Below are 23328 nucleotides of genomic sequence, written 5' to 3'. Positions count from 1 at the left end.
AATTTGGAACAAACTAATTTTCCCATAACCAATTGGTCAGAAGACGATAAACCTCGTGAAAAGCTGATGCTAAAAGGCAGAAGTGCTTTGAGCGATGCCGAATTAATTGCGATTTTGATTGGTTCTGGAAATAGAAACGAATCGGCGGTAGATTTAAGCAAAAGAATTTTGGCGAGTGTGGACAATAATTTAAATGCCTTAGGAAAATTAACTATTCAGCAATTGATGAATTTCAAAGGAATAGGTGAGGCCAAAGCGATTTCGATTATTGCGGCAATGGAATTGGGAAGGCGAAGACGAGCAGAAGAGGCTGTTGAATTGAAGAAGATAACGTCCAGTAAAATGATTTTCGAATTGATGCAGCCCATTATTGGAGAACTGCCTCATGAAGAATTTTGGGTTTTGTATTTGAATAATTCCAATAAAGTACTTTCGAAATCGCAGCAAGGCAAAGGAGGGATTACAGGAACGGTAGCCGATACTCGATTGGTTTTTAAAGTTGCTTTGGAATTGGGAGCAACAGCAATCATCTTGTGTCACAATCATCCTTCGGGGAATTTGAACCCAAGTGAACCAGACAAAAAATTGACTCAAAAACTCAAAGCTGCTGGACAAACACTAGATATTTCTGTTTTGGATCACGTAATTATTACCGAAAACGGTTATTTTAGTTTTGCGGATACAGATATTTTATAAAAATAAATAAATATAATGACCACCAATATAACTGACGTTTTTTTCGATTTAGACCACACTCTTTGGGATTTTGATAGAAATTCTGAATTGGCTTTTCATCGAATTTTTAAGAGTAGATTTCCAGAAATTGATAGTCGGGATTTTGCAGAAAAATACATTCCCATCAATCAAGCCTGTTGGAAGTTGTATCAGAACGATGCAATTACGCATCTAGAATTGCGTTACAATAGATTAAAATATTCTTTCGATGCTTTGGATGTTGCCATTTCTGACGAAGATATTCATCAAATTGCCAACGATTATATTGAATTTCTAACCGATAATAACCATCTTTTTGATGGGGCAATAGAAGTTTTAGAGTATTTGAAACCAAAATATAAGTTGCATATTATTACCAATGGTTTTGCCCATGTGCAGGACAAAAAAATAAATAATGCAGCCCTTTCGGGATATTTTAATACAATAACAAATTCAGATTTAGCAGGCGTTAAAAAGCCAAATAGTGGTATCTTTGATTATGCTATTAATTGGGCTCAAGCATCTAAAGAAAATTGTATTATGATTGGTGATTGTCTGGATGCTGATGTTAATGGTGCTTTGAATGCAGGTTTAGATGCTATTTTCTTTAATGACAAAAAAATAAAAGCTCCAGAAAGTATCAAGCAAATAAACCATTTATTAGAACTTAAAAAATATTTATAATTATGAAAATTAAATTTTTGCTCCTTATTATTCTCACTTCTTTCATTACTTTTTCGCAATCGGTTAATGATTATAAAGCAGTAATTATACCCACTAAATATGATTTTCAAAATGTTGAAAATCAATATCGACTGCAAACTTTGACAAAGTATAATTTGGAAAAAGCAGGGTTTTCGGCTTATTACAACAATGAACAAATTCCTGCTGAATTGAATGATAGATGTAGTTTGTTGTATATAGATGTAAAAAAAGACAATTCTTTTATGGTAACCAAATTATTTGTCACTTTCAGAGATTGTAATAATAAACTTGTTTTCCAGTCTGAAATTGGAAAAAGTAGAGAAAAAGATTTTGAATCGGCTTATAAAGAATCGTTAAATAATGCTTTTGTATTTGTTAATGATTTGCAATACAATTACAATGGAGGCGTAAGTTTAAATACAAAATCCGTGTCGCCTTCTGTAGCAATTGTGCCAACAGTTGCTGTCGTTCCAGTAGTTGTTTCACCTCCTGTTGCTTCAGTAACAGATCCGAATTTGCTATACGCCCAACCCACAGAAAATGGTTTCCAATTAATTGATAAAACGCCAAAAGTGGTGATGAAATTATTGAAAACTTCTAGAGCAGACTCTTTTATTGCTATAAAGAACGGTGTTCAAGGTACTCTAAATGCCAAAGACAATCAATGGTTTTTTGAATATTACAAAGACGATAAATTAGTTTCTGAAAAAGTTTCGGTTAAGTTTTAGTTCAGATTTCAGATTTCAGATTTCAGATTTCAGATTTCAGATTTCAGATTAAGAAGGTTAAACCTCTAATCTGGAATCTGTTTTTTTTTACATTAAATCTGTAACTTGCTAATTGTTAACTGCCGTCTAATTTAATATCCATACTTACTTTTCCAGCGGTTTTTTAGAAATTCTCGAGTACTGTTTTCTCTAGAATTATTGCCTGGATTGTAGAAAACAGTTTCTGAAATGTTGTCAGGAAGAAATTCTTGCTCGGCAAAATTATTAGCATAATCGTGTGAATATTTATACTCATCTCCATAACCCAATTCTTTCATCAATTTTGTCGGTGCGTTTCGCAAATGAATTGGAACAGGCAAATCTCCAGTTTGTTTGACCAACTGTTGCGCATTTCCGATGGCTAAATACGAAGCATTACTTTTGGGAGAAGTGGCTAAATAAATAGCACATTGACTCAAAATAATTCTACTCTCTGGGTAACCAATTGTTGCAACAGCTTGAAAAGTGTTGTTAGCCATAATAAAAGCAGTTGGGTTAGCATTGCCAATATCTTCACTGGATAAAATTAGCATTCGTCGGGCGATGAATTTTACATCTTCGCCACCTTCAATCATTCTTGCCAGCCAATAAACCGCACCGTTTGGGTCGCTCCCTCGAATGGATTTGATGAATGCTGAAATAATGTCGTAATGTTGTTCACCACTTTTGTCATACAAAACGGTGTTTTGTTGGACTAGTTGAAAAACACGATCGTTGGTGATGTTAATTTCGTCTTCAGCGGAAGCATTTACGACCAGTTCAAAAATATTTAATAGTTTGCGCCCATCACCACCTGAAAGTCGCAATAGTGCTTCTGTTTCAGTTAGTTTAATGTTTTTAGAAGCTAAATACGCATCGGTTTTCATTGCTCGATATAGTAAACTTTCCAAATCCTCTTTAGTGAAAGCATTCAGAATATAAACCTGACAACGTGATAATAAAGCGGGAATGACCTCAAAACTTGGGTTTTCTGTCGTAGCTCCAATCAGTGTTATCCAACCTTTTTCGACAGCTGCCAACAAAGAATCTTGTTGTGATTTACTAAAGCGATGAATCTCGTCTATAAATAGAATTGGATTTTTGGCTGTAAAAAGTCCACCACTTTGTTTGGCTTTGTCAATTACATCTCTAATGTCTTTTACACCCGAGTTAATAGCACTCAAAATATAAAAAGGACGTTTTGATTCTTGTGCAATGATTTGTGCCAAAGTCGTTTTGCCTGTTCCTGGTGGTCCCCAAAATAATAATGAGGGAATAATTCCTTTGGCAATTTGTTGTGTCAAAGAGCCATTTGGACCCACCAAGTGCGATTGACTGATGTAGTCTTCTAATTTTTGCGGGCGTATGCGTTCGGCTAGTGGTGCTTGCATTTTTTTAAAATCTAAAATTGTTATTCTTCAATCTGAAATCAAAAAAAAACTGTTGTAAAATTACTGTTTTTATTTGAAGCTATTGACTCTATCTTCTTTTCTCTTTATTCTATTTTCTTTTTTTATATATGACAAAATAGCACTAAATTACTTTTGGATACATTTTTGAATAAATCTAAAATTTAAAGTCAAAACTCTAAAATTTCTAATGGACGACAATCAATTCAAATATTCTAATTCTGTAATCGCCATACCGCTTTTTTTTGTTTGGTTTTTGTGGTTTATTTATTGGTTGCAAATCAAATTTGATTTTGATTTTGATGAAAACGGAATTTTTCCAAGAACATTTTCGGGTTTGCAGGGTATTATTTTCAGTCCTTTTATTCATGCAGATATTCAGCATCTTTATAATAATTCGATTCCATTATTGATTTTATTAGCAGCTTTGCGTTTTTTTTATGCCAAACAATCTTTTGCTGTTATTGGCTATGGGATTTTATTTTCAGGATTAATAACTTGGATAATAGGAAGAGATAGTTATCACATTGGAGCAAGTGGACTAATTTATGTTTTGGTTAGTTTTATTTTTTTCAAAGGAATTCAAACCAAATATTATCGATTAGTGGCTTTGTCACTTACTGTTATTGTGGTTTATGGTGGTTTGATTTGGTATGTATTCCCTAAGGTTGAAGATAAGATTTCTTGGGAAGGACATCTGGCAGGATTTATTACTGGTTTTGCACTTTCGTTATTTTACAAAACGCCCGAATATAAAAAAATAATCAAATACGATTGGGAACATCCTGATTATGATCCGATGCAAGATAAGTTTATGCAACGTTTTGACGAAAATGGTAATTTTGTGAATCTTCCAGTCATTGAACCAGATGAAGAAATACAATCCTATTTTTCTTCTAATCTTCCTGTGAATTACGAGATTGTCTTAAACCAAAAAAATGAATCAAAACCATAGTCTTAATTCATTTTCTATATTTCTTGAAATCTAAATTCTAAAATTTTAGACTCTTTGTCTAACTGCTTCGTATAAAAAAGCACCACAAGCCACAGAAACATTTAGCGAACCAATTGTTCCAAACATTGGAAGTTTTGCTTTTTCGTCTACAATTTTCAGTACAGAAGGATTTATTCCTCTATCTTCTGATCCCATGATGATAGCAACACCTTCTTTTAAATTAATGTCATAAATGTTTTGGTCTGTTTTTTCGGTAGCAGCAACAGTTTTTATGCTAGATCCTTGTAGGTAGAAAATAGCATCTTTAATGTGTTCTACTTTACAAATAGGTACATTAAATACAGCACCAGCTGACGTTTTTACAGTGTCACCATTAACTGGAGCAGAACCAGCTTTTTGAACTATAATTCCGTTTACACCGGTACATTCAGCGGTTCTAATAATAGCACCGAAATTACGTGCGTCAGATATTTGATCTAAAATTAAGAACAAAGGTACTTTTCCAGAAGCAACGGTAGCATCTACTAACTGTTCTAATTCGATAAAACCTATTGGAGAAATGGAGGCTACGGCTCCTTGATGATTGTTTGGAGTTAATCGATTTAGTTTTTCTACCGGGACATAAGAAAAGTTAATGTTAGCACGTTTCATTACCTTCATTAAGTCTTTCATTAATTCGCCTGATATTTCTTTCTGTATAAATACTTTATCTACTTCCTTTCCTGCTTGTATTGCCTCAATAATGGCCCGTATTCCGAATATTAAATGTTCTTTTTCCATGGCGCAAAGATATAAAAAAAACCATCCCGAGATGCGGGATGGTTTTGAGAAATGTTTTAAGATTAAATTTTAGAAATCATCTTCTAAAAATCCTGTTCTTCTGTGTCCTGCGTGGATGTATTTTACCCCAGGATCATAGCTAAATTCTGCAACAAAGTAGATGCTATCCACCATAACACCTGTTTTAGATTTTGCTGCATTTTTTATAATTTTCCCTTCAGTAATTGTGAAAGTTGTTCCAGGATCATTCAAATTTGCCTCTTTGGTAACATTAAATGTCAAATCGGTAGGATTTACATTTAATTTTCCTTTTAACCACCATCCTAATTTTGCATCATTGATATACATTTTTCCATCATTTGCATCAAAGGTTTTATGCATGGCATGTTGTACTAAAATGTCTCCAGATTCATCACTGATATCTATATACCACTCGCCATTCATTGCAACACTTGGAGTGTTACCTTTTTTGTATTCTTCATAGCCATTGTCTTCACAAGATATTAGGCCAGCAATAAGTATAGATACAAACGCTATTTTAGATATTATTTTTTTCATCTTGTTTGTTTTAAGGTTGAACTTGAGTTAGTGTTGCTACAAAAGTATAGACAGTAACTGGGGCTGCTGTATTCCATACACAAGTAAGTACTACTTTTTTGCTTGCAGCATCTACTGTTAAACTTGTAATTGTGGCAGAACCTCCAAAATATGAATTAGTTAATGTGCCTGGGAATGTAAATGTATTAGTAGAAATATTTACTGCATTTATTATACCTCCGGGTGTTTCAGAATCAGCAATTGCTCTTCCATATTCATACCAACCTCCAAAAGAATCAGATACTCCGTATGTGCCATCAGTATTTTTCCAGATGTGAATGTATTTGATGTTTCTGTAAGCATCACTTGGAGTAACTCCGTTTCTGCTAATTGTACAAGTATAAAGACCTTCAATACTATTTACTAAATCTCCATTTTTATATACAATTACTTTTCTAGATGCGTTAGCGTCAAAACCGTCTGAATTTGTAGCTGTATAGGTTACTAAATATTCATCTGCTTTGCTAGTATCTAAAGTTTTAGTTCCTCTGTATTTTCCAGTTGCAACTGTTGTAACTGGAATTGTTGTAGATCCAGCTTTTGCTGTAGCGCCTGGGTCTGTATATGTAGTCCCTAGTGGAACAAAAAAAGGATTAGTTCCAGAAACAGTGATAATGGGATATACAGTTATCGTTGATCCTATTTCTGGTTCGTTACTACACGAAATCAATGTAGTTATAGATAAAACCAGAAAACATAGTTTTTTTATATTTTTCATAATTATTTATTTTAAATATTTAATTTATTTTTTATCCCACCATACTTTTTGAGTCAAATTCAAATGTTGTTTGATATTTGGATTTCTTTCAGTTTCATTATCAGGGTAGTATAATATGCTTGGAACTGTGTTTCCACTAAGTACTGATATTTCAGATGGAATTCTATTTCCTAAAGCATAGTTTGCACTTGCTTTTGTAACTATTTCAGGAAATTTAGTTCTTGTAGTTTCTATGTAGGCTTCCATGTTATTGATGTATGCCAATGAAGCCCATTTTTGAATAATTACTTGTCTTACAGTCGCTTCGATACCCGATCCAGAAATATATTCATAAACACCTCCTGTGGCTAAAAAAGGTGTAGCTAAAGCTCTAGATAAGCCATAAGTTTCAAAAGAAGTTTTTACACCTTCTTCGTATTTTGCTTTTGCACCAGCTCCTCCTCCGTAACGAATTAAAGCTTCTGCTTGTAGAAAGTTACTTTCAGCAACTGTCAATAAATAGACTGGAGTGTCAGCTTTGATATTAGGTCTAGAATAATTGCTAGCTAAATTATTGAAAGTGTCTCCTGATCCTTGAGAGATTGATAAATAAGCCCCTGCAGAATTTGCTCTAAATACTGATTCTAATCTAGGGTCTTCGTTTATATTATAAAATTCAAAAAGGGAGTTACTAGCTACATTGTTTACATCTCCCAAAAAAATCATTTGTACTTCGTAAAAAGGATTTCTTTGATTCAATCCTGTTCCAAAATTTGAAAATTTGGCATCAGATTCTAAAAAATCATTTTCAGCGAGTAGTGTGTTCACTTTTGTAGGATTAGCTAGAGAAGTATAAGCCATTCTCAAATACATTTTCAATTTTAGTGTATTTGCAAATTTTACCCACTGATCCATATCTGATTCGTAAATATTGTCTTGTTTGCCTATTGAAGTGGTAACAGGATTGGCTTTGTAACTTGCTAATGCTGCATCAATTTTAGCGATTAAATCCAAGTAAATGACACTTCCTTCAGTTGTTTTAGGTGTAATGTTATTTACCCCTTGTAGGGCTTCAGTATAAGGAACATCACCAAAAACATCTACTAAAAGTTGAAATGTATAAGCTTTCAAAGCTGTACCAATAAGTACACCACCAGTGTCGCCAGTTTTGTTGGATTCAGTAATTACGAATTCTAAATCGTTGATACAACCAGCATACAGTTCTGTCCAAGTTCTATTGGCATAAGAGGTGTCCATATTGTATTGATCAATAGTTTCGTATTGACCTGCTGTAGGTGCTTGTGTGTGGTATTGAGCATAAAAGCCTCCAAGGTTAGAAAAATCTCCGCCTGTAACTGTTATGAGTGAGGCTTGTGCTGCTGAAAGTGCTAGACCTGGTGTGATTTCAGTTGGAGAATTGGGATCAGTATTAATGTCTAGCTGATTTTCGCAAGAAAAAAGTATTCCTGTTAAAAGCACTAAAAATAGTTTATTTATTGATTTCATAATTTTTTAATTAAAAGTTAGCTTTAAGACTAAATCCAAGACTTCTAGTTGAAGGGTTTGCGCTGAATTCTCCAAATTGTCCTTCTAAATCAGTTCCGAATGTTGATGCTTCAGGATCAATGTATTGGTTGCTTGCAGGAGTCCATAGAAATAAGTTACGACCAATAATTGATACCGTTAAATTATTAAGACCAGTTCCTTTAAGTATATTTGAAGGTAAATTGTAGCTTAATACAACTTCACGTAGTTTCACAAATGATTTATCGATTACATTTTCTCTATCTAAAGCTACTGCTGAATAATAATTATCCATGTGTTCGTTATCAACAGGAGTTGTATTTGGAGTGTAAGTTACATTTCCTGCTCCGTCAGTATTTGCTACTACTGAATTTGGAACAATAAACGGGTTACGATCGTTGTAGGTTGTTGTAATTGAGTTTCCTGTGAATCTTGTGATTTCGGCAGTTCTTGAATACATTAAACCGCCTTGACGAATGTCGAAACTAAAATCAAGTGTAAAATTTTTGTATGTAAATGTGTTTCCAACACCTAAAGTATAATCGTACTGAGTATCACCATACACTTCTTTGTCAGGTGACGCAACAGGTATTCCATCTGAATCTACAACAATGTTTCCATTAGGATCTCTCAAAGGAACACTTCCGTATATAAGCCCTACAGGTTGACCTTCTCTTGCAATAAACGATGTAGTACTTAATCCTCCTAATGAAACTTGTGCTATTCTTGGATCTAACTCTTCAAGGATTGTATTGTTTTTAGCATAGTTGAGAGTAGTAGTCCAATTGAATCCATTGTTTGAATTTTTAATGATAAGAACCGATAATAAAGCTTCAATACCTTTGTTAGATAATGTTCCTATGTTAGCAGTTTGTGAGGTATATCCACTACTTGGGGCTAAAGGAAGTGATAAAATTTGATTTTCTACCTTTGCGTTATAGTATGCAAAATCTAAATTGATACGACTCTTGAAAAAAGAAAGTTCAGCTCCAACTTCATATTCTTTTCTAATTTCTGGTTTTAAGAACGGGTTTGCGGCTCTATTTCCTACTTCATAACCGTTAACTCCATTTAAAGGAAAAGCTAACTCTGCAAAGCCTTGATTGTCGGTAGTTCCAGCAACATAAACTGAACCAATCTGATAAGGAGCTGTGTCAACTCCAGTTTCTCCATATCCTGCTCTTAACTTACCATAGGATATGATTTTTTTAATCGCTGGAAAAGTATTAGTGAATACCCAACTGGTATTTAAGCCTCCATACAATACAGACTGATTTTCTTTAGGTAAGGTAGAATACCAGTCATTTCTGATATTTGTAGTAAGGAATAATTGATTATCATAAGACAAAGTACTTGAGTTATAAATTCCGTATAACTTTCTTTTGCTTATTTCAGAAGTAACAGTAGGGTTTTGAGATGAATTACTGAAGGAATGAAAACCAGCTATATCTTGACTACCAACACTAGCGTCTGATAAATATTCATGTCTTTCATTCATATTCCATCCAAATGTAGAGGCAAGTTTGAAATTACTACCCAAATCAAAATCTAAACTGTATAGTATGTCATGATTGTATTGACTCAAGGTTTGGCTAATTTCCGCATAAGATCCTGCTTGTTCTGTTGAAGAACCATCATTTGGACTTCCAGGTGAAGCATCTACTTTAGCAACCCATCTTTTTAATAAATCGTTAGAATGATCTAATCCAAATCGGTAGGTAATGTTAGACCATTTATTGATTTCATAAGAAACATCAACTGATCCATATACACGATTTTTACTATAGTCTGAACCGTCTTCATTCAGAGTAAAATAAGGGTTTGTAATTCCGTAAGGGGTGTAGTAGTTGTCTATATTGTGAAATGCTCCCTTATAGTCTCTAAATTCTGTTATTGGAATATCAGTAGGAATTTGCATAAGATTGTTCATTAAGCTAAGTCCTTGTCCTGTAGCTACACCACTACCACTTGTTTTTACGTAATTTAAATTGCCTGAAAAAGAGAATTTATTTACTTTAGTGCTAGCGGTTAATGCTAATGTGTGTCTTCCGAATGAATCAGCATCTGTTGGGTAAATCCCATCTTGTTGCGTATTTGAGTAGGATAGTCTAGCTGTAGAACTTTCGCTTCCTCCTGAAATTGCTATCGAATTTATTTTAGAAATACCAGTGTCAAAAAAGTTTTCTAATTGATCTTTTTGAAAAGAAAATGGTTTTAGTAATTGAGAATTGTCAACGACATTACCCCAAACTCTTGGTTGGTTGTCAAATTTTGGTCCCCAAGAACCATTTTCAATTAGATAATGTGATCCATCCCATCCTTGACCAAAAGTAGATTGGTATTTAGGGGTTCTTAAAATTTCAGAAAAAGACATTGTACTTGTAACATCAACTGAAATTTTTCCTGATTTACCTTTTTTTGTTGTAATGATAATGGCTCCATTTGCTGCTCTTGATCCGTACAGTGCCGTTGCAGAAGCTCCTTTAAGTACAGTTAATGTTTCAATATCATTTGGGTTGATGTCTCCAGAGCCTCTACCAAAATCGTAGCCACCAGTTAGTGCGTCAGAAAAGTTTGATTCATCATTAATTGGAATCCCATCTACTACATATAAAGGTTGATTTGATCCAGACATACTGCTGAAACCTCTGATAATAACCCCTGAAGAAGCTCCAGGGTCTGTTGAAGCATTGCTTATAACAACCCCAGCAACCTTGCCTTTGAGAGCGTCGGCAACGTTCGTTTGTGCGCCTTGATTTAGTTTTTCAGATTTGATTGTTGTTTGTGCAGATCCAATAGAGGCCTTCTCTCTTTTGATACCAACTGCAGTTACAACAACTTCACTTAATTGTTCTTCAGATGATAGTAACTTAATGTTAATTTGAGATGAACTAGCAGTAACTTCTTGGGTTTTCATCCCAATGAAGCTAAATACCAAGACTTGGCTTGGTGTTGCTTTGATGAAGTATTTTCCATCAAAATCAGATTGCGCAGAGGTCTGAGTTCCTTTTACTAATACGCTCACGCCTGGAAGAGGCAATCCTGAATTATCAGAAACGACACCTGTGACAACTCTTTCTTGCGCAAATGTTATTTGCACCATAAGTACTGCGAATAGTACTAAGAATCCATTGAACTTTAGTTTCATGTTTAAATATTTTGAATTAGTAAAACAAAATTCTTAATAATTTGTTAACTTTCCTAATATTTATAACGTTATTTTATGCGTGCATATTAAAATTGATGTTTTAACATTAATAAGTTAAAATGTTATATTATGTGTTTTTTTGAGGCTTAAAATTTAATATTGTAACTAATGGTAGCGATTGTGTTTTCAAATTTTAACTTTTGATTGCTCGTTTTTCCGTTTGAAAAAGCAATTTTTAGTAATCCATTTCTTGTTTTAATTCCTATGCCAAAGCCTAAACCTACCAGATTTTCTCTAGTTTTTGTGCTTTTGTCTTCGTAATAGCCATAATCCATGATGGTGTTTATGAATAATTCGGATGAAATAATATGCCGGTATTCTGTGATGATAGCCGTCATGAAATTAGCTTGTAAACTGTTTTCTGCAAATCCTCGAATAGAGTTGGTTCCCCCAAATCGATATAATTCATTAATAATATAGTTGTTACTTTTTAAGAAATAATTTTGATAATTTATGTTAATACAGTTTTTTTTGTTCCAATAGAAGTTATGCATCGCATTAATGTTGATGAAAATTTGTTTGTCAGCTCCAGTTGTTTCAAATAATCCGTTTTTTGTTCTTTTTCCAGTTCCTAGAGTTAGTGAAAGATTTGTTTTTTTTGAGAACGTAGAATGAGTGTTGTCTAGTTTTGTGTATTCTAAATTGGTTGTCAAAAAAGAATTCTCAAAATCACTGATGGTGTTGTTGTTGGTGTTTTGAATGTCGCTAGATTCTGTAGCTTGATACCCTAAATAAAATCGAGTGTTGTAATCCAGTAGATAGCCTAAATCAATTGATGTTTTTGTGTTTTGAAAAATACTATCTTGTTTAAAAATATAAATTTGAGCTTTTACTCCTATTGGACTTTTAAATAAGTAAGGGATGTCAATATTAGCTTTGAAAGTCGTTTGTTGGTTTCCGTCGCTTTTCCAGTTAAGTGAAAGCTGTTCTCCGGCTTTTAGGGCATTTTCCAATGTAAGATCTAGATAACCGTTAAAGACTAATTTATTGTTATCATTATTGGTGAAGCCTACAAAGCCATCAAAATTATTAGATTTTCTTTTTTCTAAATAAACAAATACTTTGGTGGTGTCTTTGGTAAATAAAATTTCGGGATATTTTATTTGATTTACAAATCTGAATTTTTCAAAATCATTGTAAATGTTTTTAACGATGTCTTGATTGAATAAATTATTGTTGTATTTACGATTAATCTGTTTTAAGTGTCCTTTAGGGAAATTATTTTTTTTATTACTATCAGCAAATTTAACAACAATGGTGTTTAGTTGTCTTTGTGGTCCGGATTCAAATTGTAAATCGGCATAAAGTAAATTTTTCTTTCTTTGGATGTTGGTTAATTTTAGTTTCGCCATAGCAAAACCCTTCTGTTCTAAACTGATTAGTGTCTTGTTTAAAAAGGGTTCGGTTTCTATATATGGGATTATCAAGGTGTCTTTTGTTTTGTCAAATGCAACTAAATCAAAAACTACGGAATTTCTACTTATATATATATGTATCGATTTGATTCTTTCGCCCAAATTTAATTTTGCTATATAATTTGAATCGTTTTTTTTAACGGTTTCTGATACTTGATTCTCGATAAAACCTTTTTTTGATAATTTTTCTGAAACTAAATTAATTTCTTCCGTTAGTGATTTTATGCTTTTGTGTTTAGGGTTGTACAATAGCGAATCAATTATTTTGTTTTCGTAATCAGAATTTCCAATTACTTGTAATTGAAAATTTTGTCCAAAACAATTGAGTACAAAGTTTAGGAATAATAGAATGAATAGGAAAGGTTTCAAATTAATAAAATTTTAATAAAAGTAATGCAAATATCTAATCTTTGCTATAAAATTTAGAGTATAAATAAAGGTAACGGCATGACTCTGGAAGTATTGTTTTGATTTGGATAAGAATAGTGTTTAGGTTGTTTTGTATTTTGCTAATAAACAAATATTTACTTCTGTTGAAAATTAATTGATTATGGTTTGTTTACTGAAAAAAAATTTCTACATTTGCAACCCCGTAAAAAGCGGGAATTTTATAAACAAGTAATTTTTAGTATTTAACTATGCCAACTATTCAACAATTAGTAAGAACAGGAAGAACTCAGATCACTAAGAAGAGTAAATCGGTTGCTTTAGATTCTTGTCCTCAAAGAAGAGGTGTTTGTACACGTGTTTACACTACAACTCCAAAAAAACCAAACTCTGCAATGCGTAAAGTAGCGCGTGTACGTTTGACAAATGGAAATGAAGTAAATGCTTACATCCCTGGAGAAGGACATAATCTACAAGAGCACTCGATAGTATTAGTGCGAGGCGGAAGAGTAAAAGATTTACCAGGAGTAAGGTACCACATCGTTCGTGGTGCGCTTGATACTTCAGGTGTAGCAGGAAGAACACAACGTAGATCAAAATACGGTGCAAAACGTCCAAAAGAAGCAAAAAAGTAAATCTAAACTAGTTATTTGATTTTAATTATAGAAATTATTATCAATAACAAAAAAAAGAAGAAATGAGAAAAAGAGCGGCAAAGAAAAGACCACTTTTACCAGATCCAAGGTTTAATGACCAATTGGTAACGCGTTTTGTGAACAACTTAATGTGGGATGGTAAGAAATCAACAGCTTTTAAAGTTTTTTATGATGCAATTGACATCATTGAAACTAAAAAGCAAAATGACGAAAAAACGTCATTAGAAATCTGGAAAGATGCTTTAACAAACGTTATGCCTCACGTAGAAGTACGTAGTCGTAGAGTTGGTGGAGCTACATTTCAAATTCCAATGCAAATTAGACCAGATAGAAAAATTTCTATGGCTATGAAATGGTTGATTCTTTATTCAAGAAGAAGAAACGAAAAATCAATGGCTCAAAGATTGGCTTCAGAATGTTTAGCTGCGGCTAAAGAAGAAGGAGCTGCTGTGAAAAAAAGAATGGATACTCACAAAATGGCAGAGGCTAACAAAGCTTTCTCTCACTTTAGATTTTAATTCTTAAGAAATGGCTAGAGATCTTAAATATACAAGAAACATAGGAATTGCTGCTCACATTGATGCTGGTAAGACAACAACAACAGAGCGTATTTTATTCTATACAGGAAAATCACATAAAATTGGTGAAGTACACGATGGTGCTGCAACAATGGACTGGATGGCACAAGAGCAAGAGAGAGGTATTACAATTACTTCTGCAGCTACAACTTGTGAATGGAACTTTCCAACTGAACAAGGTAAAGTTTTACCAGATTCAAAATCATATCACTTTAATATTATCGATACCCCAGGACACGTTGACTTTACAGTTGAAGTAAACCGTTCTTTGCGTGTACTTGATGGTTTGGTTTTTTTATTTAGTGCTGTTGATGGTGTTGAGCCTCAATCAGAAACTAACTGGAGATTAGCAGATCAATATCGTGTGCCACGTATGGGATTTGTTAATAAAATGGATAGACAAGGTTCTAACTTTTTGAATGTATGTCAACAAGTTAGAGATATGTTGAAATCAAACGCTGTTGCAATCACTTTGCCAATTGGTGAAGAAAATGATTTTAAAGGTGTTGTCGATTTAGTTAAAAATCAAGCTATTGTTTGGCATGATGCTACACAAGGAGCTACTTTTGATATTATCGATATCCCTGCGGATATGGTTGATGAAGTAAAAGAATACAGAGATATTCTTATTGAAGCGGTTGCTGATTATGATGAGAACTTGCTTGATAAATACATGGAAGATCCGGATTCTATCACAGAAGAAGAGATTAATATTGCATTAAGAGCTGCGACTATGGATATGGCTATCATTCCTATGATTGCTGGTTCATCTTTCAAAAATAAAGGAGTTCAATTTATGTTAGATGCAGTATGTAAATATTTACCATCTCCAATGGATAAAGAAGGTATTTCTGGAATTCACCCAGATGATGCTGAATTGCTTGAAGAAGATCAAACTCAAATTTTGCGTAAACCAGATGTAAAAGAGCCATTCGCTGCTTTGGCATTTAAGATTGCTACTGACCCATTCGTAGGTCGTTTGGCTTTCTTCCGTGCTTATTCAGGAAGATTGGATGCTGGTTCTTATGTATTGAATACTCGTTCTGGAAACAAAGAAAGAATTTCTCGTATCTACCAAATGCACGCTAACAAACAAAATCCAATCGAATATATTGAGGCTGGAGATATTGGAGCTGCTGTTGGATTTAAAGATATCAAAACTGGAGATACATTGTGTGATGAAAAACACCCAATCATTCTTGAGTCTATGAAATTCCCTGCTCCAGTAATTGGTATTGCTATTGAGCCTAAAACTAAAGCTGACGTAGATAAAATGGGTATGGCTTTGGCTAAATTAGCTGAAGAGGATCCAACTTTTACAGTTAGAACTGACGAAGCTTCAGGTCAAACAATTATTTCAGGTATGGGTGAGCTTCACTTGGATATCTTGGTTGATAGAATGAAGCGTGAATTCAAAGTTGAAGTAAACCAAGGTGAGCCTCAAGTTGAATACAAAGAAGCTTTTACAAAATCTGCTCAACACAGAGAAACTTACAAGAAACAATCTGGAGGTCGTGGTAAATTCGGTGATATCGTATTTAGACTTGAGCCTGCTGAAGAAGTTGATGGTAAAGTTCCGGTTGGATTGCAGTTTGTGAATGAGGTAAAAGGAGGAAACGTTCCAAAAGAATATATACCTTCTGTAGAAAAAGGTTTCCGTGAAGCTATGAAAACTGGTCCTTTAGCAGGATACCAAGTGGATAGTTTAAAAGTTACTTTATTAGACGGGTCTTTCCATCCTGTGGATTCTGATGCACTTTCTTTTGAATTAGCGGCTAGAATGGGATATAGAGAGGTGGCTAAAGCTGCTGGTGCAGTTATTCTTGAGCCTATCATGAAAATGGAAGTTATTACACCGGAAGAAAACATGGGAGATATCGTAGGTGATATTAACCGTCGTAGAGGTCAGGTAAATGATATGGGGGATAGAAATGGTGCAAAAACTATTAAGGCAGATGTGCCATTATCAGAAATGTTTGGTTATGTAACAACATTAAGAACGTTGTCTTCTGGTAGAGCAACATCTACAATGGAATTTTCACACTATTCAGAAACGCCTTCTAATATTTCAGAAGCGGTTATCAAAAAAGCAAAAGGAAACGCATAATCTTTAAGAAAATGAGTCAAAAAATCAGAATAAAACTAAAATCTTACGATCATATGTTGGTAGATAAGTCTGCTGAAAAGATTGTAAAAACGGTTAAAACTACCGGTGCAGTTGTTACAGGGCCAATTCCGTTACCAACTCACAAAAAACTTTTTACTGTACTACGTTCTCCACACGTTAACAAAAAAGCGAGAGAGCAATTTGAAGTAATGTCATACAAGAGATTGATTGATATTTATTCATCTTCATCAAAAACTATTGATGCCTTGATGAAGTTGGAATTGCCTAGCGGAGTTGAAGTAGAGATCAAAGTTTAGTTAGCTTACTAGTAAAAAAGGGCGCTGTTTTTAAGTGAAAAATATTTTTTTGGTTTGTGTGCAAATAATGTTTACTTTTGCACCACCAAAAAAATAAAGCTTGCTTAAAAGCTGCGTTCTATATTTGTATTTAATAATTAATAATTAATATTTATGTCTGGGTTAATCGGAAGAAAAATTGGCATGACAAGCATCTTTGACGAGAACGGGAAAAACATTCCTTGTACTGTTATTGAAGCTGGACCATGTGTAGTTACCCAAGTCAGAACCAAAGGTGTTGACGGGTATGAAGCGTTGCAACTAGGTTTCGATGACAAAAACGAGAAACATTCCACTAAAGCGGCCATTGGTCACTTTGCGAAAGCGGGAACTGTAGCTAAGAAAAAAGTCGTTGAATTCCAAGATTTTGCAAGCGAACAAAAATTAGGAGACGTTATTAATGTGTCTATTTTTGAAGAAGGAGAATTTGTAGATGTACAAGGTGTATCTAAAGGTAAAGGTTTTCAAGGGGTTGTTAAACGTCACGGTTTTGGTGGTGTTGGACAAGCAACTCACGGTCAACACAACCGTTTAAGAGCGCCAGGTTCTGTAGGAGCTTCTTCTTATCCATCTAGAGTATTCAAAGGAATGCGTATGGCTGGAAGAATGGGAGGAGATAATGTAAAAGTTCAAAACCTTAGAGTTTTAAAAGTAGTGGCTGATAAGAACCTACTTGTTATTAAAGGATGTGTTCCTGGTCATAACAACTCTTATGTAATCATTCAGAAGTAATGGAAGCAAAAGTATTAGATTTCAATGGAAAAGATACTGGAAGAAAAGTTCAACTTTCTGATTCAGTATTCGGTATAGAACCAAACAATCACGCAGTATACCTTGATGTTAAGCAATATCTTGCTAATCAAAGACAAGGAACGCACAAAGCTAAAGAAAGAGCTGAAGTAGCCGGAAGTACTCGTAAAATTAAAAAACAAAAAGGAACTGGTACTGCTCGTGCGGGTAGTGCAAAAAATCCATTGTTTAAAGGTGGTGGAACAGTTTTTGGACCAAGACCAAGAAGTTATTCATTCAAATTGAATAAAAACTTGAAAAGATTGGCTAGAAAATCTGCTTTCTCAATTAAAGCAAAAGAGTCGAATATTATCGTTCTTGAAGACTTCAATTTTGAAACACCAAACACTAAAAATTTCATTAACGTTTTGAAAGCTTTAGAGTTGGAGAATAAAAAATCTTTATTTGTGTTGGGCGATTCGAATAAAAATGTATATTTGTCGTCTCGTAATTTAAAGGCGTCTAATGTTATAAGTAGCTCTGAATTAAGTACTTATGATATTTTAAATACTAATACTTTAGTGCTTTTAGAGGGTTCTTTAGAGGTAATTGAAGAAAATTTAAGCAAATAATAGGATATGAGCATCATAATTAAACCTATAGTAACAGAAAAAGTAACCAAAGAAAGTGAAGTTTTAAATCGCTTCGGATTCGTTGTTGACAAAAAAGCAAACAAAGTTCAAATTAAGAAAGCTATTGAAGCTGCTTATGGAGTAACTATCGTTTCAGTTAACACGATGAACGTAAGGCCGGATAGAACTACAAAATACACTAAAAGTGGTCTTATCAGTGGAAAGACAAATGCAATCAAAAAAGCAATTGTGCAAGTACAAGAAGGAGAAACAATTGATTTTTACAACAATATCTAAGATAAAATGTCAGTAAGAAAATTAAAACCTATTACCCCAGGTCAGCGATTTAGAGTTGTGAATGGTTATGACGCCATTACAACTGATAAGCCGGAACGCTCTTTGATAGCGCCGATAAAAAACTCTGGAGGTAGAAATAGTCAAGGAAAGATGACCATGCGTTATACGGGTGGTGGTCACAAGCAGAGATATCGTATTATTGATTTCAAAAGAACTAAAGATGGAATTCCAGCTACAGTTAAATCAATTGAGTACGATCCAAACAGAACTGCGTTTATCGCTTTGTTGGCTTATGCTGATGGAGAGAAAACTTATGTTATTGCTCAAAACGGATTGAAAGTTGGTCAGAAATTAGTTTCTGGTCCAGAATCTCAACCTGAAATTGGGAACACATTACCATTAAGTAGAGTTCCGCTTGGAACTGTAATTTCTTGTATCGAATTGAGACCAGGACAAGGAGCAGTTATTGCTCGTTCTGCTGGAACATTTGCTCAATTAATGGCAAGAGATGGAAAATATGCAACAATCAAAATGCCTTCTGGAGAAACAAGATTGATTTTGTTGACTTGTTCGGCTACAATTGGTGCGGTTTCTAATTCAGACCACCAATTAGTTGTATCTGGTAAAGCAGGTAGAACAAGATGGTTAGGTAGAAGACCGAGAACAAGACCTGTTGCAATGAACCCTGTCGATCACCCAATGGGTGGTGGTGAAGGTCGTTCTTCTGGTGGACATCCACGCTCTAGAAACGGTATACCTGCTAAAGGTTATAGAACACGTTCTAAGAAAAACCCGAGTAACAAGTACATTGTAGAACGTAGAAAGAAATAATAAGATATGGCACGTTCATTAAAAAAAGGACCTTTCGTTCATTATAAGTTAGAAAAGAAAGTTGAAGAAAACATTGCAGGTGGTAATAAAGGAGTGGTTAAGACTTGGTCTAGAGCTTCTATGATTACTCCAGATTTTGTTGGACAAACTATCGCAGTTCATAACGGTCGTCAATTTGTACCAGTTTACGTAACAGAAAACATGGTAGGTCATAAATTAGGAGAATTTTCACCAACTAGATCTTTTAGAGGTCATGCTGGAGCAAAAAATAAAGGTAAAAAATAAGAAGCAATGGGAGTTCGTAAAAGAGAAACAGCTGATGCAAGAAAAGAGGCTAATAAGTCACTAGCTTTTGCAAAATTGAATAACTGCCCTACTTCACCTAGAAAAATGCGCTTAGTAGCAGATCTAGTAAGAGGTCAGAAGGTAGAAAGAGCACTAAATATATTAAGATTTAGTTCTAAAGAAGCTTCAAGAAAATTAGAAAAACTATTATTATCTGCTATCAATAATTGGGAGCAAAAGAATAGTGAAGCTAGTTTAGAAGAAGCAGGCTTATTTGTAAAAACTATCACTGTAGATGGTGGAATGATGTTGAAAAGACTTCGTCCAGCTCCACAAGGTAGAGCACACAGAATTAGAAAACGTTCAAACCACGTAACAATCGTGTTAGGGGCTATTAATGATAACACACAAGCAAAATAATTAAAGATGGGACAAAAGACAAATCCAATTGGAAATAGACTTGGTATCATCAGAGGATGGGACTCTAACTGGTATGGTGGAAATGACTACGGTGATAAATTAGCCGAAGACTATAAAATCAGAAAGTATGTACATGCTCGTTTATCAAAAGCTAGTGTATCAAAAGTAATCATCGAGAGAACTTTGAAGCTTGTAACCGTTACTATCACTACTGCTAGACCTGGTATTATTATCGGAAAAGGTGGTCAAGAGGTAGACAAGTTGAAAGAAGAACTCAAGAAAGTTACTGACAAAGAGGTTCAAATCAACATCTTTGAAATAAAAAGACCTGAACTTGACGCGTATCTAGTTGCTACAAGCATCTGTCGTCAAATCGAAAGCCGTATTTCTTACAGACGTGCAATCAAAATGGCTATTGCTGCTTCTATGCGTATGAACGCTGAAGGTATCAAAGTTTTGATTTCTGGTCGTTTGAATGGTGCAGAGATGGCACGTTCAGAAGGTTTCAAAGAAGGAAGAATTCCTCTATCAACTTTCAGAGCTGATATTGATTATGCTTTGGCTGAAGCACATACTACTTACGGTAGAATGGGTATCAAAGTATGGATCATGAAAGGTGAAGTTTATGGAAAGAGAGATCTTTCTCCACTTGCAGGAATGGATAAAAAACAATCTGGAACTGGTGGTGGTAAAGGTGGAGATGCTCCGAGAGGAGACAGAAAAACTTTTAATAAAGGTGGAAAACCAGACGCTCGTAAAAGAAAGTAAATTTTTAAATTAAAGTAAAATGTTACAGCCTAAAAGAACAAAATACCGTAAGGTACAAAAGGGTAAAATGAAAGGGAACTCTCAAAGAGGGCATGAACTTTCTAATGGAATGTTTGGTATTAAATCTGTACATGAAGATGGAATGTTCTTAACCTCTCGTCAAATCGAAGCTGCACGTATCGCTGCAACTCGTTTTATGAAAAGAGAAGGACAATTATGGATTAAAATATTTCCAGACAAACCAATTACTAAGAAGCCTTTAGAGGTACGTATGGGTAAAGGTAAAGGAGCAGTTGAGTATTGGGCTGCCGTTGTTAAACCCGGAAGAATTATGTTTGAAGTTGGAGGAGTTCCATTGTCAGTTGCAAAAGAGGCTTTACGTCTTGCAGCTCAAAAACTACCAGTAAAAACAAAGTTCGTTGTTGCTAGAGATTTCGAAGCATAATTAATTATATATTATGAAACAATCAGAAATAAAAGATCTTTCTGCAGTAGAGTTGCAAGAAAAACTTAACCAAACTAAGAAGGTTTATGCCGACTTAAAAATGGCTCATGCTATTTCTCCAATCGAGAATCCACTTCAAATTAGAAGTGTAAGAAGAACGGTTGCTAGATTAGCTACAGAACTTACTAAAAGAGAATTACAATAATTGTAGTCTGCTGAAAGATGGAAGAAAAAAGAAATTTAAGAAAAGAAAGAATTGGGGTTGTTACTTCAAACAAAATGGATAAATCCATCGTTGTTGCTCAAGTAACTAGAGTAAAACACCCATTATACGGTAAGTTCGTGTTGAAAACAAAGAAATTTGTTGCGCATGACGAAACAAACGACTGTAACATTGGAGATACTGTAAGAATTAGCGAAACGCGTCCTTTGAGTAAATCAAAATGTTGGAGATTAGTTGAAATCTTAGAAAGAGCTAAATAATTATGGTACAACAAGAATCAAGACTAAAAGTAGCAGATAACACGGGAGCAAAAGAAGTTTTAACTATCCGTGTTTTAGGAGGTACCAAAAGAAGGTATGCCTCTGTTGGTGACAAGATTGTAGTTTCTATAAAAGATGCAACTCCAAACGGAAACGTTAAAAAAGGAGCTGTTTCAACTGCAGTTGTTGTACGTACCAAAAAAGAAGTGAGAAGAGCTGATGGTTCTTATATCCGTTTCGATGACAATGCATGTGTCCTTTTGAACGCTGCAGGAGAAATGAGAGGGACTCGTGTTTTTGGTCCAGTAGCAAGAGAACTTCGTGAAAAACAATTCATGAAAATTGTATCATTAGCACCAGAAGTGCTTTAATTATTTTAAGATGATAAAGCTAAAAATAAAATCAGGTGACATTGTAAGAGTTATCGCTGGTGACCATAAAGGCGCTGAAGGTAAAGTTTTACGTGTGTACAAAGAGAAAAACAAAGCAATTGTTGAAGGTGTAAACATGGTTTCAAAACACACGAAACCAAGTGCAAAAAACCCTCAAGGTGGTATTGTAAAAAAGGAAGCTTCTATACAAATTTCTAACATCTCTCTAATTGATCCTAAAACAAAGGAAACAACTAGAGTTGGAATTAGAGTTGAAGGAGATAAGAAAGTAAGATTTTCAAAAAAATCTAATCAAGTACTATAGTAATGGCATATATACCTAGACTAAAAGAAGAATATAAGAGTAGAGTTATCTCTGCTCTTAAAGAAGAATTCGGTTACACAAACGTAATGCAGGTTCCAAAATTGGAAAAAATCGTTTTGAGTAAAGGAGTTGGTGCAGCTGTATCTGATAAAAAACTTATTGACTATGCGGTTGAGGAGTTAACAAAGATCACTGGACAGAAAGCAGTAGCTACAATTTCAAAGAAAGACGTTGCGTCTTTTAAATTGAGAAAAGGTATGCCTATTGGAGCAAAAGTTACTTTGCGCGGAGAAAGAATGTATGAGTTTTTAGACAGATTGATTACTTCTTCTTTGCCACGTGTTAGAGATTTCAGTGGAATTAAAGCTACTGGTTTTGACGGAAGAGGGAACTATAACCTTGGTGTTTTGGAGCAAATCATTTTCCCAGAAATTGATATTGATAAAGTAAACAAAATTTCAGGTATGGATATTACTTTTGTTACTTCTGCAAAAACAGACAAGGAAGCAAAGTCACTATTGGCTGAATTAGGATTACCTTTTAAAAAGAATTAAGACATGGCTAAAGAATCAATGAAAGCCCGCGAGGTGAAGAGAGAAAGAACGGTAGCAAAGTATGCTGAAAAAAGAAAAGCTTTGAAAGAAGCTGGAGATTCAGTAGGTTTGCAAAAATTACCAAAAAATGCTTCACCAGTTCGTTTACACAATCGTTGTAAATTAACAGGAAGACCAAGAGGTTATATTCGTCAATTTGGTATTTCACGTGTAACATTTCGTGAAATGGCAAATAATGGATTAATTCCAGGTGTTAAAAAAGCATCTTGGTAATCTGAAAAAAAGTTTGTACTTTTGCAATCCAAAAAATAATTTAACTGGCTAAAGGTTCGTTTGATGAGTATCTCACGAAAA

The 23328-nt window shown here is 34.3% G+C and carries 29 protein-coding genes; 22 read left to right on the top strand and 7 right to left on the bottom strand.

The window, feature by feature from the left end; genetic code table 11:
- The first annotated feature begins 3 nt into the window (after nt 1-3).
- Genes radC through OZP15_RS15275 form a run of 3 tightly spaced genes read left to right on the top strand, consistent with a single transcriptional unit; the run spans nt 4 to nt 2147 of the window.
- The gene (radC, locus tag OZP15_RS15285) at nt 4-696 is read left to right on the top strand and encodes a RadC family protein (protein ID WP_269226305.1); all 693 of its coding nucleotides are present in this window, start codon (nt 4-6) and stop codon (nt 694-696) included.
- Nucleotides 697-711: 15 nt separating this feature from the next.
- Complete coding sequence (locus OZP15_RS15280; RefSeq protein WP_281336558.1) at nt 712-1398, top strand: YjjG family noncanonical pyrimidine nucleotidase; 687 nt, start codon at nt 712-714, stop codon at nt 1396-1398.
- 2 nt (nt 1399-1400) lie between these two features.
- Complete coding sequence (locus OZP15_RS15275) at nt 1401-2147, top strand: hypothetical protein (protein ID WP_269226304.1); 747 nt, start codon at nt 1401-1403, stop codon at nt 2145-2147.
- Between the two features lie 131 nt (nt 2148-2278).
- On the opposite strand, the gene OZP15_RS15270 is transcribed toward OZP15_RS15275, so the two are convergent.
- Nucleotides 2279-3556 carry a replication-associated recombination protein A gene (locus tag OZP15_RS15270; protein ID WP_269226303.1) on the bottom strand — a complete coding sequence of 426 codons (1278 nt, stop codon included), beginning with the start codon at nt 3554-3556 and terminating at the stop codon, nt 2279-2281.
- Nucleotides 3557-3764: 208 nt separating this feature from the next.
- Here OZP15_RS15270 and OZP15_RS15265 point away from each other — a divergent pair, with 208 nt between their 5' ends.
- The gene (locus tag OZP15_RS15265) at nt 3765-4529 is read left to right on the top strand and encodes a rhomboid family intramembrane serine protease (protein ID WP_281336557.1); all 765 of its coding nucleotides are present in this window, start codon (nt 3765-3767) and stop codon (nt 4527-4529) included.
- A 45-nt stretch (nt 4530-4574) separates the two neighbouring features.
- Here OZP15_RS15265 and rlmB read toward each other — a convergent pair whose 3' ends face one another.
- From rlmB to OZP15_RS15235, 6 genes are all read right to left on the bottom strand, one after another.
- Nucleotides 4575-5309, bottom strand: coding sequence for a 23S rRNA (guanosine(2251)-2'-O)-methyltransferase RlmB (rlmB, locus tag OZP15_RS15260; RefSeq protein ID WP_269226302.1), 735 nt, complete (start codon nt 5307-5309; stop codon nt 4575-4577).
- Between the two features lie 69 nt (nt 5310-5378).
- Nucleotides 5379-5867: a lipid-binding protein gene (locus OZP15_RS15255; protein WP_269226301.1), complete on the bottom strand. Its 489-nt coding sequence runs from the start codon at nt 5865-5867 to the stop codon at nt 5379-5381.
- A gap of 10 nt (nt 5868-5877) precedes the next feature.
- On the bottom strand, nt 5878-6624 hold the full coding sequence (locus OZP15_RS15250) for a BT_2262 family domain-containing protein (RefSeq protein WP_281336556.1): 747 nt from the start codon (nt 6622-6624) through the stop codon (nt 5878-5880).
- 24 nt (nt 6625-6648) lie between these two features.
- Nucleotides 6649-8109: a SusD/RagB family nutrient-binding outer membrane lipoprotein gene (locus tag OZP15_RS15245; RefSeq protein ID WP_281336555.1), complete on the bottom strand. Its 1461-nt coding sequence runs from the start codon at nt 8107-8109 to the stop codon at nt 6649-6651.
- A gap of 10 nt (nt 8110-8119) precedes the next feature.
- Nucleotides 8120-11275 carry a SusC/RagA family TonB-linked outer membrane protein gene (locus OZP15_RS15240; protein ID WP_281336554.1) on the bottom strand — a complete coding sequence of 1052 codons (3156 nt, stop codon included), beginning with the start codon at nt 11273-11275 and terminating at the stop codon, nt 8120-8122.
- A gap of 146 nt (nt 11276-11421) precedes the next feature.
- Nucleotides 11422-13119: a BamA/TamA family outer membrane protein gene (locus tag OZP15_RS15235; protein ID WP_281336553.1), complete on the bottom strand. Its 1698-nt coding sequence runs from the start codon at nt 13117-13119 to the stop codon at nt 11422-11424.
- A gap of 269 nt (nt 13120-13388) precedes the next feature.
- Here OZP15_RS15235 and rpsL point away from each other — a divergent pair, with 269 nt between their 5' ends.
- From rpsL to rpsN, 18 genes are all read left to right on the top strand, one after another.
- Nucleotides 13389-13772: a 30S ribosomal protein S12 gene (gene rpsL / locus OZP15_RS15230; protein WP_007136570.1), complete on the top strand. Its 384-nt coding sequence runs from the start codon at nt 13389-13391 to the stop codon at nt 13770-13772.
- A gap of 62 nt (nt 13773-13834) precedes the next feature.
- The gene (gene rpsG, locus OZP15_RS15225; protein WP_026727879.1) at nt 13835-14311 is read left to right on the top strand and encodes a 30S ribosomal protein S7; all 477 of its coding nucleotides are present in this window, start codon (nt 13835-13837) and stop codon (nt 14309-14311) included.
- Nucleotides 14312-14321: 10 nt separating this feature from the next.
- Entirely contained in the window at nt 14322-16478 is a 2157-nt protein-coding gene (fusA, locus tag OZP15_RS15220; RefSeq protein WP_281336552.1) for an elongation factor G, read from the top strand.
- Between the two features lie 11 nt (nt 16479-16489).
- The gene (rpsJ, locus tag OZP15_RS15215; RefSeq protein ID WP_007803605.1) at nt 16490-16795 is read left to right on the top strand and encodes a 30S ribosomal protein S10; all 306 of its coding nucleotides are present in this window, start codon (nt 16490-16492) and stop codon (nt 16793-16795) included.
- A 153-nt stretch (nt 16796-16948) separates the two neighbouring features.
- On the top strand, nt 16949-17566 hold the full coding sequence (gene rplC, locus OZP15_RS15210; protein ID WP_281336551.1) for a 50S ribosomal protein L3: 618 nt from the start codon (nt 16949-16951) through the stop codon (nt 17564-17566).
- Nucleotides 17566-18195 carry a 50S ribosomal protein L4 gene (gene rplD / locus OZP15_RS15205; RefSeq protein WP_281336550.1) on the top strand — a complete coding sequence of 210 codons (630 nt, stop codon included), beginning with the start codon at nt 17566-17568 and terminating at the stop codon, nt 18193-18195. Before rplC ends, rplD begins: the two co-directional genes overlap by 1 nt.
- Nucleotides 18196-18201: 6 nt before the next feature.
- The gene (gene rplW, locus OZP15_RS15200) at nt 18202-18492 is read left to right on the top strand and encodes a 50S ribosomal protein L23 (protein WP_103804353.1); all 291 of its coding nucleotides are present in this window, start codon (nt 18202-18204) and stop codon (nt 18490-18492) included.
- Between the two features lie 6 nt (nt 18493-18498).
- Entirely contained in the window at nt 18499-19323 is an 825-nt protein-coding gene (gene rplB / locus OZP15_RS15195) for a 50S ribosomal protein L2 (RefSeq protein ID WP_269226292.1), read from the top strand.
- Between the two features lie 6 nt (nt 19324-19329).
- A complete protein-coding gene (rpsS, locus tag OZP15_RS15190) occupies nt 19330-19608 on the top strand; it encodes a 30S ribosomal protein S19 (protein WP_024981511.1) in 279 nt (92 codons plus the stop codon).
- 6 nt (nt 19609-19614) lie between these two features.
- A complete protein-coding gene (gene rplV, locus OZP15_RS15185) occupies nt 19615-20028 on the top strand; it encodes a 50S ribosomal protein L22 (RefSeq protein WP_281336549.1) in 414 nt (137 codons plus the stop codon).
- A 6-nt stretch (nt 20029-20034) separates the two neighbouring features.
- Nucleotides 20035-20796, top strand: coding sequence for a 30S ribosomal protein S3 (gene rpsC, locus OZP15_RS15180; RefSeq protein WP_269226291.1), 762 nt, complete (start codon nt 20035-20037; stop codon nt 20794-20796).
- Between the two features lie 19 nt (nt 20797-20815).
- A complete protein-coding gene (gene rplP / locus OZP15_RS15175; RefSeq protein WP_007803637.1) occupies nt 20816-21241 on the top strand; it encodes a 50S ribosomal protein L16 in 426 nt (141 codons plus the stop codon).
- A 13-nt stretch (nt 21242-21254) separates the two neighbouring features.
- Nucleotides 21255-21446 (top strand): 50S ribosomal protein L29, encoded by a 192-nt coding sequence (rpmC, locus tag OZP15_RS15170; protein ID WP_269226290.1) that lies wholly within the window; start codon nt 21255-21257, stop codon nt 21444-21446.
- 17 nt (nt 21447-21463) lie between these two features.
- Complete coding sequence (gene rpsQ / locus OZP15_RS15165; RefSeq protein WP_115813677.1) at nt 21464-21724, top strand: 30S ribosomal protein S17; 261 nt, start codon at nt 21464-21466, stop codon at nt 21722-21724.
- 2 nt (nt 21725-21726) lie between these two features.
- Nucleotides 21727-22095 (top strand): 50S ribosomal protein L14, encoded by a 369-nt coding sequence (gene rplN, locus OZP15_RS15160; RefSeq protein WP_007803649.1) that lies wholly within the window; start codon nt 21727-21729, stop codon nt 22093-22095.
- A 10-nt stretch (nt 22096-22105) separates the two neighbouring features.
- Nucleotides 22106-22420, top strand: coding sequence for a 50S ribosomal protein L24 (rplX, locus tag OZP15_RS15155; RefSeq protein WP_269226289.1), 315 nt, complete (start codon nt 22106-22108; stop codon nt 22418-22420).
- Nucleotides 22421-22422: 2 nt separating this feature from the next.
- Nucleotides 22423-22974, top strand: coding sequence for a 50S ribosomal protein L5 (gene rplE / locus OZP15_RS15150; RefSeq protein WP_269226288.1), 552 nt, complete (start codon nt 22423-22425; stop codon nt 22972-22974).
- A 3-nt stretch (nt 22975-22977) separates the two neighbouring features.
- Nucleotides 22978-23247 carry a 30S ribosomal protein S14 gene (rpsN, locus tag OZP15_RS15145; RefSeq protein ID WP_269226287.1) on the top strand — a complete coding sequence of 90 codons (270 nt, stop codon included), beginning with the start codon at nt 22978-22980 and terminating at the stop codon, nt 23245-23247.
- The last annotated feature ends 81 nt before the right edge of the window (nt 23248-23328 follow it).

The sequence above is a fragment of the Flavobacterium eburneipallidum genome (assembly GCF_027111355.2).
Taxonomy (GTDB): Bacteria; Bacteroidota; Bacteroidia; order Flavobacteriales; family Flavobacteriaceae; genus Flavobacterium; species Flavobacterium eburneipallidum.
The sequence above is the reverse complement of the archived record's forward strand: the minus strand, read 5'-3'. Positions and strand labels throughout refer to the sequence as shown.